Here is a 14,587-nt window from a genome sequence, read left to right as displayed (position 1 = left end):
TTGCACAATTTCTACCAAATTCTAAAATACCAAAAATTTCACTCTTGTCAACTAAAGCAAGTTTCTAAAATCAGCATTAACTAGTGGATATGCACCAGCAGCAATTAGCTCGTTAGGCCCCTCAGACAGGGGACTTGAGACTGGTCCAGGAACCGCAAAAATATTGCGATTTTCTTCTAAAGCAATATTTGCAGTAATTAAAGAACCAGATCTTTTTCTAGCTTCAGTGACAATTATATTTTTGCTTAAACCCGCAAGAATGCGATTACGTTCAGGAAAGCGATAAGGACGCGGGGGTGTGTCTGGTAAATATTCACTAATTAATAAACCCTTAGCCACAATTTCTTCTTGCAATTCCTTATTTTCTTGCGGATAAAAATGATTCAATCCATTTCCAACCACGGCAATTGTTTTACCATTATTTTTCAAGGTTTCCTGATGAGCAATCCCATCAACTCCGCGAGCCAAACCACTAGCAATTACAAAATCTTGCTCTATTAGCTGCGGAATTAACTGTTTTAAAACAAACCGGCTGTAATTTGTGGGTTGTCTTGCGCCAACTATAGTCGCAATTTCTTTTTTAAGCAAGGATAAATCTCCTCTAGTAAAAAGAATCGTAGGTGCATTGTACATCTCGCGGAGTCCTTCTGGATAGATTGAATCAAAGATAGTGACAACATCACACTGCAATTTAATTCTTTCAATCCAAGAATTAAATTTATCATTTCTCATCGCAGCTAAAACAAGATTTTGGATATTTGATTTTAATGATAAACTCTCTATTTTGTCAACTGTTACTTCTTCGCCAGCCGTAAAATTTTCAGCGATTTTACCCAAAGTTGTAGTACCGACACCATGTTGCAATTTTAATCTTAAGCAAAATTCTTTTAAATTCATAAAATAAAACCTCCACTATCAAGTACGCAAAAGTGAAGGTTTATTTTTTATTTATTTTTCGTATTCGCTAACTGGTGCAAAAGATCGACGATGAATTGGCGTTGGACCATACTTTTTCAAGGCTTCCATGTGCTCACGTGTACCATATCCTGCATTGTGCTTAAAATCATACTCTGGATAAACTTTACCATAGGCATCCATCAAATTGTCACGGAAAACTTTAGCCACAATACTAGCAGCAGCAATTGAATTAGACTTAGCATCCCCGTGAATCAATTTGATTTGTGGAATATTCAACGGTACATTCATCGCATCGACTAACAAGGCATCTGGCTTTACTTTTAAACCTTGAACAGCATGCGCCATTGCCAGGCGATCAGCTTCATAGATGTTAATCCGATCAATTACATCATTATTAGCTAAGCCAACGCTAACGCTGACTGCTTTGGCCAGAATTTGAGGAAAAAGCGTCTTTCTCTTTTTAGGAGATAGTTTCTTTGAATCGTTAACGTCAATCAAATCAAAATTATGGGGCAAAATAACAGCAGCTGTAACTACAGGCCCAGCTAGTGGTCCTCTTCCTACTTCGTCAACTCCAGCAACAAGTTGATTTTTTTGCCAAAATTCTTTCTCATAAGAAAAACGATTTTGAAACTGAGCAAGAGCTTGCGCACGTTTAAGCTGTCTTTTTTCGTAACTAACTAAGAGCTTTTGCACGCCTTTTCTTTCGTCAGCACGTAATTCTTCTAATTGTTCGCTACTTACTTCTCCTTGAAGCAAGTTTTTTATTTCAGTAATGGTCATCTAAGATCAAATGTAATCCTTCCCAGTTTTCCTTTACGTAAACGTTGAAGCATAAAGAGTGAAAACTTGTCATAATCATCCCGCATGCCGTATTTGTTAGTCATAGCTAGTAATAAATCCGGATTAGACATATTTTCAAGCTCCTCACTAGTTGCTTGGGCAAATTTGGCAAGATCTTTTTGATAGTTTTGCTTCAAAAATTCAATTACAAATAAGGCGACATCATCGGGATGAAAAACATCAGCCTTAATTGCACCACAAGCTGCTAACTTATAGCCTACCTCTTGATCAGAGAATTTAGGCCACAAAATTCCTGGTGTATCTAGAATTTGAACATTCGTCTTGGTCTTTAACCAGCTTTGACCACGAGTTACACCAGGCTTGTCTCCTACAATCGCCGCATTTCTTCCAACCATTCGGTTAATAATCGTCGATTTGCCGCAATTTGGAATTCCAGCAATCGCTACGCGGATCATCGGATTAGAAGCACCCTTTGCAATCAACTTCTCTGTCTTTTTCTTACCAGCTAATTTAATAATCTTAAACAAACTCGTCATATTAGTATTATGCTGAGCATCCATTGAGATGACGAAATTGCCCTCATCTTGGAAATAACGAGTCCATTTTTTAGTCTGAATTGGGTCAGCTAAATCTGACTTATTCAAGATAATAATATGAGGTTTCTTCTTGGTTAATTGTCCAATCATTGGATTACGAGAAGAAACTGGAAGACGCGCATCTAAAACTTCAATTAAGACGTCAATCAAGTCTAAATTGTCTTCAAGTTGATTTTTAGCCTTGTTCATATGTCCTGGATACCATTGAATAGTTGCCATTTTAGTCCTCCATATCCTTTAGATTTAAGCTCAACGCTTTCTTTAAAGCAGGATTATCATCTTGTAATTTTTGAGCGACTGCTAGATAAAGCTGAGCTTGTACTTGTCCATTTACTATACCATCTGTTGTCAAGTTATGTTCTTTTTGAAATTTAATTACAGCATTCTTGGTTTCATCATCAAAAACGCCAGTAACATGCTTTGGTAAATAGCCTAAGGCAGTTAAGTATTGCTGCAAGGTAGCCACATCAACACCAGTCATGGACTTCTTCAAAACGCTCATACTTTGGAATTGCGGCAATTTTGCTAAAGGTGATTCAGAAACTGGATAAGTTGGCTTAAGCCCCTTTTGATTAATCCAAGTTCCATTTGGCGTCAACCATTTAGCAACTGTATATTTATACTCTGAATCCTCAGTTTGTCCCACTTGCTGAACAGTTCCTTTACCATAGCTCGTTTGACCAACTGAAACCCCGCAATGATTTTGCACTAAAGCAGCTGTAAAGATTTCACTCGCACTAGCCGTATTTCCATTAATTAAAATAATTGGCTTGAGTGAAGTATGAAAGCCTCCTGAAAGCTTCTTATCAGAGCGAATTACTTCTTTTTCCTTGCGGTCCTTGTATTGCATAATAATCTTCTTGTTTGGCAAGAAATAAGATGCAGATTTCAGAGCAGCATTCATTTCACCACCTGGATTATCCTGCAAATCAATAATTAACTTAGGATATTTTTTAGTATTGATTGACTTTAAGGCACTCTTCAAGTCCTTAGCAGTATTCACGTCAAACTGCGTAATTGTAATAATTGTCGCATTACCTTCTGTACGTTTAGTTAAGCTAGACTGCGAAATTTTAGCGCGCTTTAAAGTAACATTAAAGGTTGAATTACCACGCTTGAGTTTGAGTGTTACTTTGGTACCAACTTTTCCTCTAACTAAGGAAGCGACTTTAGTGAACTGAGCTGTGCTGACTTTTTTATTGTCAACGGCAAGAATTTCATCACCTGGCTTAATAGTACTCTTTGAAGCCGGAGAATTAGCAACAATAGAGTCCACAACAACTTTATTGTTGCGTACTGCCATCTGAATACCAACTCCGCCAAAAGTTGAGCCTTCTAAGATGTTATTAACTTGTTCTTGATTCGCGCCACTTAATCCTTCTGAAAAAGGATCATTAAGACTATCAAGCATCCCGTTAATTGCCCCTTGGCGCAATGTTTGCGATGAAACTTTTTTATAATATGAACCTTGTAATTGCTCATACACTTTTTCAACTTGATAAAAAGGCGACTTTAATTCCTTAACTTCCATAATTCCAAAGGTCAAACCTGCACCAATCGCCGCACCAGCTATACCAGTTAACAAAAATTGAGCATATTTGGGAAGATGTTTCTTTTTATTTTTTGTAGTCTTCTTTTGATGAGAATTATTGGGTTCTACTTCTGCCATATTAGCCTCAGTTCATATTGTCTAAATATAATTGATATGCCTTGTCAAAAACACTCATGCTTGGCAAATAGCCAGCGTTTAACTCTAAGTAGTCTGATAACTTTTCATAGTCTTCTTCTTGTTTTGGAAAAGAACTATCGTGTTGAGCATTATTAGCAAATTGAGCAATATCGTCTACCGATCCTGGATTTCTTTGCGTCATTAAAAAGCGATAAAAGCTTTCACTATAAGCCATTAATACTCCTCCATTGTATAGAATACTGCATATGCTCCGCTACCTGCGTGAGTTGAAATAATCGGACTAGTTACTCGAGTTAAAACCTTAATATCAGGATTAATTTCTTTAATCTTTTCAGTCCAAACTTTCATATCTTCGGGAGTATCAACATAAGAAATTGCTACTTCTTTAATTTCCTGCTTGTGTTCTTCGATATCTTTTAAAACGCGTTTATCGCAATTTTTAGAAAATTTCTTACCGCGTCCTTTTTTAGCGACTTCAAGATGACCACCTGGCATGTGCAATTCAATTCGGATATTCAATAAGGTAGCAATCTTACCCGCAAGCGGTCCGAGACGACCTCCTTTAATTAAATTATTGAGGTTTACAACCATCATATAGAGTTTTTGATGTTCTTTAAGTCGCTCAACGTGGGCGACAATTTCTTCAAGACTCTTACCTTCTTTGGCATCTTTAGCTGCAGCTAGTACTTGGTATGCTTCTGCTCGATCAGTTAAGTCAGAATCAATCAAAGTTACTTCTTTGCTCTTACCAATCAAATCCGCAGCTTGTCTAGCAGCCTCAATTGTTCCACTTAAAGAGCGAGCAAGAAAAATACCTACAACTTGACTGCCATCATCAGTCAAATCTTTAAATACTTTTTCAAAAACTCCAATTGATGGTTGACTGGTTTTAGGCAATTCTTTTGATGCATCCATCTTTTTCACAAATTCTTCGCGGCTAATGTCGACGCCATCTGTGTAAGTCTCACCATCAATGGTAATGGTTAATGGAACCACAGTAATGTCATATTTATCAATTTCTTCAGGAGTTAATTGAACTGAGGAATCAGTTACTACTTTAATCTTAGCCATGCTAGCTCCTATCCCCTATTCTTCTTTAATTATTATTCTATGTTAGAATTTATTAAGTACAACCTCAAGTATATCAAAAATACAAAAATGAGTTAAAATTTATTAAATAGATTATAAAAGTATATAAGGCGGAATCAATGAATGTCTTTTAAACAATTGTGGCAAGAGCCCAAAAATCGCTCAAAAACATACAACATTTTAAATAATATTTTTAGTGCTATTACTCATGGTATTGGCTTTTGCCTAGCAGTAGCTGGATTAGTAATTTTAATTGTAAAAGCTGCCCATACAGGAAGTGCGGTAAGAGTAACTGCCTTTACTCTTTATGGTTCAAGTTTGATTATTCTCTATCTCTTTTCAACACTCTACCATAGTTTGATTTTTACTAAAGCTAGAAGGGTTTTCCAGATATTTGATCACTCCTCAATTTTTATTTTAATTACTGGAACTTATACACCCTATACTCTCGTTGCAATTGGTGGCGCTAAAGGCTGGGTAATGTTTAGCATTATCTTAGCTCTAGCAATCTTTGGCATCTTGTTTTATATTTTCAATCAAGGAAAACACGTTGTCTTAGATACGATTTTATACGTATTAATGGGATGGATTGTTATTATTGCTTCTAGCACCCTTTATCCAGTTCTTGGACCAACTGGTTTTTGGCTTCTAGTTTGGGGCGGAATTGCTTATACTGTTGGTGCTATTTTATTTTCAATGCGCGGAGTTCCTTATATACATGTGATTTGGCACATGTTTGTTTTACTCGGATCAATTTTGATGTATTTTTCAATTTTATTTTACGTTTAAAAAGGCAAGTAGTGATTTTTCACTGCTCGCCTTTTTGCTAGCTATTTTAATTATTTAAAGAAAGGAATTCAGTAATTGCTGCTTCGTTGTTGCTAATTACCCCTTCAAGGACTGCCTTTTTAATTTCTTCTAGTAGTAGACCCACTCTTGGTCCAGCTGGAATACCATTTTTTAATAAAAAGTGGCCATCAATCACTAGATCATGGCTATTTTTAATTGGCAAAGCTTCATAACCATCAACCAAAGCACTGCCGTTAATTGGCTGACCTAAAATATGCGCCAAATCAATGGTCGAAGCGATAGTTTCTAAGCCAGCTTGATATAAATCATAGTTGTTTGGAGCACGTGAACTAATTAAGTCAAAGAAAGCGACAATATCAGCTACTTGACGCTCCATTGCATTAGAATTCTTCCACATCCGCATAAAAGAAGGAATCTTCTCATTTGGTAATTTTAGTAAAATAATCATCAAAGCCCATAGATTAGCTTCAGTAGTAGGACTAAAATTGAGTTGAGGATAAAGAGCCAAATTCTCTTTTTTACCTTTAAAACCTGGAACTTCTTCAGATAAACCAGTGTCTAAGAAAATCTGAAAAGCCTTTTGACTACCGGGAGCAATCCCCATTTTAACAAATTCGTCGCGAATTCGTTCAACAGAAATCTTACTGAGCAATTCATGATTATCGCTAATTGCTTGCTCAGTTTCTGGTTCAAGCGTAAATTGCAATTGACTCATAAAACGAACTGCCCGCATCATTCTTAAGGCATCTTCGTGGAAACGGTTCTCAGCTTTACCAACTGCACGAATTAGATGCTTGTCTAAATCGCCCAAACCATCGAAGTGATCAATGACATTGCCATCAACATCCATGGCTAGAGCATTAATCGTGAAGTCTCTTCTCTTCAAGTCTTCTGATAAGTTCTGAACAAAAGTTACATGATCGGGCCTGCGGAAGTCTTGGTATCCTGATTCCGTTCTAAAGGTTGTAATCTCGTAACTTTCACCTTCATAAAGAACTGTCACTGTCCCATGTTTGATTCCCGTATCAATTGTCTTTTTAAAAATTTGCTTAATTTCCATTGGATAAGCACTTGTTGCAATATCAACATCATGAATATGACGATTTAAGAGCAAGTCTCTAACACTGCCTCCAACAAAATAAGCCTCATAACCCGCTTCATTAATTTGCTTTAAAACTGGAAGCGCGGCGGTAAAAACTTCCGGTAAATTGGTAATTTTCATATATTCCCCATTCCCCTTAATTATTCCTTAGTGTTGTAAGAAAGAAGGAAGTAACATGACTAAGATTTTCAATAAACAACTCTTTAAACAATTATTTTTCATAACTCTTGGTTGTAGTATTTATGCTTTTAGCTTAGATGCCATCAGTATCCCTAACAAACTAGCTGATGGTGGAATAAGTGGTATTGCGCTTTTACTTAGATATTGGTTCCATATCAATCCTGGTCTATCAACGTTACTTCTAAATATCCCCTTAATTATAATCGGATATCGTTTTATGGGCAAACGGCTACTTGCCTTGACCATTTGGGGCACGCTTTGTCTATCCTTCTTTTTATCATTTTGGTTACACATTCCTATTATAAACCAATTGAATTTAGAACATGATCTTTTTATTGCAGGTGTCTTGGCAGGACTTTTTTCTGGCTTTGGCATCGGAATTGTCTTTAAATATGGCGGCACCACTGGCGGAACCGATATTATTGCTAGGATATTAGATTTAAAATTAGGTATACCTGTTGGGAAGTCGCTTCTTGGTCTTGATGCTTTTGTTTTGACAATTTCCTTAACTTATTTAGACATTAAGCATATGATTTACACGTTGCTTGCTAGTTTTGTATTAGCGCGAATTACTGATTCAATCCAAGCTGGCGCTTACGCAGCACGCGGTCTCTTTATTATTTCTGATAAGTATGAACAAATTGCTAAGATGATTGATGTGCAGCTAGATCGCGGCTATACATTTTTAAATGCCGAAGGTGGCTATGATCACTCCGCTAAGAAAATGATTTATTGTGTGGTTTCTCCTAGAGAAATTAGCCAGGTCAAAGAATTAATTTTGCGTGAAGATCCCAATGCCTTTGTTTCCGTAATTGATGTACATGAAGCATTAGGCCAAGGCTTTACTTATGAAAGAAAAAAGAGACATATTTTCTTTAGAAGATAGTAAGAAATAACCTAGCCATTGTGGTTAGGTTTCTTTTTTTGTACTTAACTCCAAAAATAAGTAAAAAAATATAGCTTATTTGGAGTTAACTCCAAAAACTTGCTAAAAAAGATCAAAGTTTGGAGTTAACTCCAAGCTTTTGCTAAAATATATTTATAAATATACATACTTTATATATGCCAATCGTTTACTATGGAGAAACAAAACTATGCAAAAATACGTTAACCGCCCTGAATATTTAGATTTCTTAAAAAGATGGCAAAATAGACAAATTATTAAAGTAGTATCTGGCGTACGCCGTGCTGGAAAATCTACTCTCTTCTACCTATTTCGTAATTATTTAAAGGAACATGAAGGAGTTAAAGATGAACAATTCATTAGTATAAATTTTGAAAATATGAAATATGATAATCTTCGTAATGCTCAAAATTTATATGATTATCTTGAGAATAAAATTCTACCTGATCAAATGAATTATATTTTTCTTGACGAAATCCAACACGTTAAAGAATTTGAAAGAGTAGTTGATTCATTATTTTTAAAAGATAATGTCGATATCTATTTAACTGGTTCTAATGCATATTTCCTAAGTAGTGAAATTGCTACACTACTTACTGGTAGATATGTAGAACTTAAAATCTTGCCATTATCTTTTTCTGAGTTTGTTGCTTGGCATAAACAAAACGATAAGTTTACTAATAATGATGACATGTTCAATAAATATCTTGAAAGTTCTTTTCCTTATACCTTATTTATTGATACTCCTAAAGAAAGAAATGAATATCTTCAAGGCGTTTACTCTACAATCGTCTTGACTGATATTGTTTCTCGGTTAAATATTAAAGACACACCGGTTTTAGAGCGAGTTATTCAAAACCTCTACTCTTCAATCGGCAGTCAGGTTTCTATTAATAAGATAACTAATACTCTCAAAAGTGCTGGGTATTCCTCTAGCAACAAAACGGTTGATCGATACTTAGGCGGTATTCTAGACAGTCTATTAATGTATGAAGCAAAAAGATATGATATCCATGGTCGTCAACTCCTAAATAGTCAGAGTAAATATTATGGTGTTGATATGGGAATTAGGAATATTCTCCTGCCTGACCATCAAGAAGATTTTGGACATATTATTGAAAATATTGTTTATTTAGAGTTACTTAGACGCAATAAAGCAGTTTATGTTGGAGAAAGCAATAAATACGAAGTGGATTTTGTCGGGATTAACGATATGAATGAGCTTTCCTATTATCAAGTTGCTTTAACCACTATGGATGAAAAAGTTTTAAAACGCGAATTGAGATCGCTAGAGCAAATTCGTGATTCTTACCCTAAATATCTGTTGACTTTAGACACTATCAACCGCACAGCAAATTACAACGGTATCCAAAAACTTAATTTAATTGATTGGCTATTAAACTAATTAAAATGGCAGCAGATCTCTACTAATCTGTTGCCATTTTTTAACTCTCGCGAACTTTCGCGCGCAAAGTGAGAGTTCGCGAAAGTTCGCGTTTTTTGCGAGAGTTAAACTAAGAATCCTATGATATCAAGGATCTTCAATACTTTAGAGAGCAAAAGTTGTTGCTTCATTCAAACCAACTATAATTTTAGCTTATAATCTTTTGAATTTTTATTCTTCAAAGAAATCATCATCAATATCATACAATTCATAATTTTGACGAATTTGTACCCCCACTTTGTACTGAATCATCAAATTTGTCAGCATTTCCCCATCAACTAATGCAATATTCAACTGCTTTGCTGCATCCCTTGCATCATTAGTAAACGAAGAAGTAGTAATAAATACACCACGATCTGCTTGTTTACGTCTAAGTGCACCAAAAAAGCTATTAATTTCAGGACTACCTACAATATTTTTTTCTGAATATCTTTTAACTTGCACGTATACTGTACGCAAACCTAATGGATCTTGATTAATGATTCCGTCAATACCACCGTCATTAGATTTCTGAGTTACGACGGATTGTCCATTAGTCCCTTTATATCCCATCTCATTTAAAAGCCGGACCATCATATGTTCAAATTGATAAGGATCTGTACTGCGTAATTTAGCAATTAATTGTTCAGATAAATCACTACTTTGTTTATCAAACCAATCTTTGATTTGCTTTTCAGTTAATTCAAAAGTTTGATCTTCAGTGATATCATTATCAATTTCCTTTTTATTTTTCAACTTATTTTGGTGTTCAATATATGCTGGCTGAGAATGAACGAAATCACGTGTAATATTCAGTCCGTATTTAGCTAATGCTTCTTTTCCGGTTTCACTTATCCTATAGATACTTCTTTTAGGTGAATTAAGTAAACCCGATAATTTTAGCTCACTTAAGGCCCATCCGACACGATTATATGCGATTAAATCGTGATATTTAGATGCATATCTTAAATTAGCAAGTTCTTCAGGTAAATCAACTTCATCAAGTACTGCTTGATCCAATTCTTTCCCTATCCATTCTCTTTTAGTACTTGCCACCTGCAATACAGGACCAAGAAAAGCAACCCATGTCGGCATTCCATTATCACTATGCTTTAAAGTTCTATAATCAATCATTTCTTTTTCCCTGACATTTTTGTTATATATTATTTTTAGTGCAGTTAAATATCCATCTTTAAATGCGCCATAATTTTTAATTTAAATTATACCAAAAAACGGTCGAAAAGCTTTTCGACCGTTTTTACAACCGCATTGTGATTGTAAATTATTTTATTCCTTCACATTTTTCAAAGCCTTGCGGACGGCTTCGCTGATTGCCCGACTTGTAGCAAATGCACCAGAAACCGCATTAACATCTGGAGTGTTTTCTTTAACAATACGCTCTGGAATAACCTTAATTATATTCCTTGCCTTTGTTATCGCTTACAAAAAATATTATAAGTGTTGACTACGGCTTTGTATAATAATTAGCAACGCAGGGTTATGATTGTGTTATTTAATTTAGGATGAAAATAAGCTACCTGCCATGGCTTTGGTAGGTAGCTTATGTTGTCGCTATTTCTGTTTTAATTTTTGAATTTCTTCTCTTAGATCTTTATTTTGTTTTTCAATTTCATCCAACTTTTGCATGATCTCTTCAAGCTGAGTATCTTTATCATCAGATTTATTATCTTCTCTCACAAAATATGTTGTAATCGAACTTGTTAACATCCCAATTACACCAATTCCTACTAGCATTAAAACTAATGCTACTATCTTTCCCACAAAAGTATGCGGAGAAATATCACCATAGCCAACAGTCGTTGCAGTAGCAATTGCCCACCAAAATGACTGCGCTAAGGAAACATGCTCAGTCATAGAGTAAGTAATAGCACCAATAATTAAAAGGCTAAGACTAGTATATAGAAGATAAATTAAACCATTAGTATAAAGAATTTTCCTCAATCTACCAGTTAAACCAACTAATCGCAAAACTCTAAGCAAGCGCGTAAGTCTCGCTAGTCTTCCTAGTCGAGCTAGTCTGAAAAGTGTAAAAAATCCATTTACTGGGATGATTGATAATAAGTCGAAAATATTATGTTTAAAGAAACTCCATTTATTCTTAGCAATAATTAGACGATAGAAATAATCTATCGCAAAAATTATTAAGATGCCATTGTCTACCCACATCCATATTCCAGTATTTAAATTAATAACTGAAGCATAGTCTAGGATAACAAGAATAATAGATATTACAGCCAGAATGGCTATTATGAAGTTGTATAGTTTTACTTTTTTAGACATTGTTTTACTTTATAAAATTATACGGCACTAAATATACATTTCCTTTTGTTCTAGTTAATGCAACATAAAATTTATTTTTAATTACCACTGACATTGAACTTAAATCATTCCTTTTTAAAGCATTCGTTAATGTAGATGTTAAGAATATTATTACATTAGTATATTCCATCCCCTTTGAAAAACCATAGTTTATCATTTTAGATTCATCAGCATTAAACTTATCTCTAATTTTATCTTTTTGTCTTTTATCATAGGTTAATAACTTACAGTCTTCACTATTTATTAAATAAACTAATTTTGAATCGTCAATGTACTTTACTTCACCTAAAATATTTGTATTTTTACTTTGTATATCAATACCTAAAACCGATTTAACAAATTCACAAACTTTTGGTGGAACACGATAGCTACTTTTTAATTTTCTATTATCAATATCAAAATATCTAGTCTTTAATCCTAACTTATCCCTAACAAATCTTTCTTCACTCATATTCGAAGTAAATTTATCATATGGTGATATTTTTAAAGACGTTTTCTCAACACAAGATTGGTATAAATCACCCACTAAAATTAATTTTAAACTTGATGTCCTATAAATCTGTGCCCCTAATTTTTGTAATATTTTCAATTCTGGATTTACAATATCTTGAAATTCATCTATAACAATATAATCATAAAATTTTTCTAGCCTCTTAACGGCATTTTCAAACACAAGCTGATTTCGTTTTTCAATTAATAAGGCTGATAATTTATCACCAAAAAGTGCGCCAGATTCACTTTGCCAAAAAGCTGAAGACTTCTTTTTAATATACTTGCTATTGTTAATTTCTTTGCTATTTCTAAAATATAATCCCGAAATATCATAGTTTAATTCTAGATTTTCTCTTATAGATAATTTATATGGTGCAATTAATTCTCTCTCTAAAAATTGATAAAACGTAAGCACCTCATAGTCTTTAAAAGAAATAGACGATATTTGAAGTTTATCTTTTAAATTTTCAGTATTTTGACGCGTATATGTAATAAACAAAACATTCTTATTTTTAAATTGCTCTTTCAATCCAGAAGTAATAAAAGTAGTCTTTCCAGTACCTGCTTTCGCTAAATATATTATTCCTTTAACCATTTTAATCCTTCTTCAATATATCCTGGAATATTATACGTTCCATTTTCATATCTAGAACGCATTAGTAATGCTGACTGACTCTTATTATTTAACATAAAAGCTAACTGCCGTGATGGCATATCTTTTTTATTGTATTTAAATGTTCGTGCGTTTTTATTTATAGGATACTCTCCATCTATCTTATTTTTATTTGATTCATATTCAGATACTTCAAATGTAAAATTATTTGGATTCATATCACAAAAAATTTTTATTGAATCATATTGAGTATTTTGATTTTTTATTTGTGCTATTCGATTTCCCTTGTTATCATCTGATTCAACATCAGAATCGTTATCCGTAAAAATCACCATTTTTCCTTCTGAAAATTCAACTAATTTTATAAAAGGAGCATAATATCGACCTCGCATAGATAAAATCTCATAGTCAGACATGTCTTCACCAAGAGACTTTTTAATAAAAGTTCTCATCAAAATATATTCAGCTGCTCCCTCTACTAAAATTATTTTTTTGGCTATTAATAAACGCAAAAAATCTATATCATCTCTTCTTTTAAAAAACTCTTTTGTTTCTTCATCCAACTGCTCATTAAAATGTACTTCTTGCTTTTCTTCTTTTAATGAACGAATCCAAATTAGATTTTCTAAATCTAATCCCGTTACTATTTGAGAATTGTGAGTAGTTACGATTAATTGATTTTTTAAACTATTTAGTTGATCAATTTGCTTTCGTGTATTGTTAGCCGTTAAATGATTTTCTGGTTCTTCAATTACAATAAGCTTTGAATCTAAATCTAAACTTAATTGCGTTTTAATTAAATTCTCCTTTCCACTTCCTAACTCTTGAAGTGATACATCTTTCGAACTAACATCAACGATTGAATCAAATTTTAAACTATTTGGATCTATATTTAGATGATATTGGTTTTCATTCTTGTTATTTATATTATCAAATAGAGTTTTATTTATAAGTCTAAACTTACTTTCAATAGTAATACGTTCCCTAGTTGTCAAATTATTATAAATTTGACGAGCAAACATATTAAAAGGATTTCCTTCAAAATTATCATTATCAATAAATATGCTCTTTAAGGGATCCATCATACTTCGGTATATGTTTCCAGCAAAAGTTTTGTGTTCTGTTTTATACATACTAAAAGGGATAGTGAATGTATCCCTACCTTTATTCTCATTTATAAAATTAGTGTATTCCGATAAAAATTGATCATCAAAACAATATTTAAAACTTATACCGTATTCGTTGCTATGGATACCAGTACTATCCTTATACTCACCATTAAGTTTTTTTAATTTTAAATTCTTGTCTTCTTTTTCTACCCCAAAAACAGCAATCAAACTGAAATAAGGTAATTCGTCTACCAAATGACTATTAGAATTCTCAAATTGCTTTTTGACTTCACTATTAATATATTTGGCCAAATATGACACCCCATTAAATTCAAAGCGTGATCCCTTTAATAATAATCTTAACGCTTGAACTATTGTTGTTTTCCCTATCCCATTGTCACCAATTAAAATATTTTTATTAGGATTAAATTCAAATTCTATATTTCCTTTATATCCTTTAAAGTTATTTAATATTAATTTTTTGATATAAATCATTACATTACTCCTCTACTATATT

At 33.5% G+C, this 14,587-nt stretch carries 15 protein-coding genes; 3 read left to right on the top strand and 12 right to left on the bottom strand.

Going from position 1 to position 14,587, the window contains the following annotated elements; all coding sequences use genetic code 11:
• Positions 1 to 51: 51 nt before the first annotated feature.
• From dprA to AB5359_RS02225, 6 genes are read right to left on the bottom strand one after another with little or no spacing between them, the layout of a single operon-like run.
• Positions 52 to 897, bottom strand: coding sequence for a DNA-processing protein DprA (gene dprA, locus AB5359_RS02250; protein WP_048686613.1), 846 nt, complete (start codon positions 895 to 897; stop codon positions 52 to 54).
• A 51-nt stretch (positions 898 to 948) separates the two neighbouring features.
• A complete protein-coding gene (locus AB5359_RS02245) occupies positions 949 to 1,701 on the bottom strand; it encodes a ribonuclease HII (protein WP_048686611.1) in 753 nt (250 codons plus the stop codon).
• The gene (gene ylqF / locus AB5359_RS02240) at positions 1,698 to 2,537 is read right to left on the bottom strand and encodes a ribosome biogenesis GTPase YlqF (RefSeq protein WP_003648732.1); all 840 of its coding nucleotides are present in this window, start codon (positions 2,535 to 2,537) and stop codon (positions 1,698 to 1,700) included. Before ylqF ends, AB5359_RS02245 begins: the two co-directional genes overlap by 4 nt.
• Position 2,538: 1 nt before the next feature.
• A complete protein-coding gene (locus tag AB5359_RS02235; RefSeq protein ID WP_048686609.1) occupies positions 2,539 to 3,987 on the bottom strand; it encodes a S41 family peptidase in 1,449 nt (482 codons plus the stop codon).
• Between the two features lie 7 nt (positions 3,988 to 3,994).
• Entirely contained in the window at positions 3,995 to 4,222 is a 228-nt protein-coding gene (locus AB5359_RS02230) for a YozE family protein (protein WP_368280128.1), read from the bottom strand.
• On the bottom strand, positions 4,222 to 5,079 hold the full coding sequence (locus tag AB5359_RS02225) for a DegV family protein (protein ID WP_048686608.1): 858 nt from the start codon (positions 5,077 to 5,079) through the stop codon (positions 4,222 to 4,224). Before AB5359_RS02225 ends, AB5359_RS02230 begins: the two co-directional genes overlap by 1 nt.
• 141 nt (positions 5,080 to 5,220) lie before the next feature.
• On the opposite strand from AB5359_RS02225, the gene AB5359_RS02220 reads away from it, so the two are divergent.
• Entirely contained in the window at positions 5,221 to 5,886 is a 666-nt protein-coding gene (locus tag AB5359_RS02220; RefSeq protein WP_039156405.1) for a hemolysin III family protein, read from the top strand.
• Positions 5,887 to 5,932: 46 nt separating this feature from the next.
• On the opposite strand, the gene AB5359_RS02215 is transcribed toward AB5359_RS02220, so the two are convergent.
• Positions 5,933 to 7,129 carry a CCA tRNA nucleotidyltransferase gene (locus AB5359_RS02215; RefSeq protein WP_003648727.1) on the bottom strand — a complete coding sequence of 399 codons (1,197 nt, stop codon included), beginning with the start codon at positions 7,127 to 7,129 and terminating at the stop codon, positions 5,933 to 5,935.
• A 55-nt stretch (positions 7,130 to 7,184) separates the two neighbouring features.
• Between AB5359_RS02215 and AB5359_RS02210 the strand changes: the two genes are divergently transcribed.
• The gene (locus tag AB5359_RS02210; RefSeq protein WP_048686606.1) at positions 7,185 to 8,075 is read left to right on the top strand and encodes a YitT family protein; all 891 of its coding nucleotides are present in this window, start codon (positions 7,185 to 7,187) and stop codon (positions 8,073 to 8,075) included.
• Between the two features lie 208 nt (positions 8,076 to 8,283).
• Positions 8,284 to 9,498: an ATP-binding protein gene (locus tag AB5359_RS02205; protein WP_048686604.1), complete on the top strand. Its 1,215-nt coding sequence runs from the start codon at positions 8,284 to 8,286 to the stop codon at positions 9,496 to 9,498.
• A gap of 210 nt (positions 9,499 to 9,708) precedes the next feature.
• Here AB5359_RS02205 and AB5359_RS02200 read toward each other — a convergent pair whose 3' ends face one another.
• From AB5359_RS02200 to AB5359_RS02180, 5 genes are all read right to left on the bottom strand, one after another.
• The gene (locus AB5359_RS02200; protein ID WP_077410404.1) at positions 9,709 to 10,650 is read right to left on the bottom strand and encodes a restriction endonuclease; all 942 of its coding nucleotides are present in this window, start codon (positions 10,648 to 10,650) and stop codon (positions 9,709 to 9,711) included.
• Between the two features lie 153 nt (positions 10,651 to 10,803).
• Positions 10,804 to 10,911 (bottom strand): FMN-binding protein, encoded by a 108-nt coding sequence (locus AB5359_RS02195; RefSeq protein WP_231589400.1) that lies wholly within the window; start codon positions 10,909 to 10,911, stop codon positions 10,804 to 10,806.
• A 177-nt stretch (positions 10,912 to 11,088) separates the two neighbouring features.
• Complete coding sequence (locus AB5359_RS02190) at positions 11,089 to 11,817, bottom strand: potassium channel family protein (RefSeq protein WP_048686600.1); 729 nt, start codon at positions 11,815 to 11,817, stop codon at positions 11,089 to 11,091.
• 4 nt (positions 11,818 to 11,821) lie between these two features.
• Positions 11,822 to 12,943, bottom strand: a complete 1,122-nt coding sequence (locus tag AB5359_RS02185) for an AAA family ATPase (RefSeq protein ID WP_077410405.1) — start codon at positions 12,941 to 12,943, stop codon at positions 11,822 to 11,824.
• Positions 12,928 to 14,565: an ATP-dependent endonuclease gene (locus AB5359_RS02180; RefSeq protein ID WP_368280130.1), complete on the bottom strand. Its 1,638-nt coding sequence runs from the start codon at positions 14,563 to 14,565 to the stop codon at positions 12,928 to 12,930. The genes AB5359_RS02185 and AB5359_RS02180 overlap by 16 nt, the downstream gene beginning before the upstream one ends.
• Positions 14,566 to 14,587 lie beyond the last annotated feature (22 nt).

It is taken from the genome of Lactobacillus sp. RTP31084st1_F9_RTP31084_210423, assembly GCF_040919545.1.
GTDB classification, from domain to species: Bacteria; Bacillota; Bacilli; order Lactobacillales; family Lactobacillaceae; genus Lactobacillus; species Lactobacillus paragasseri.
The sequence above is the reverse complement of the archived record's forward strand: the minus strand, read 5'-3'. Positions and strand labels throughout refer to the sequence as shown.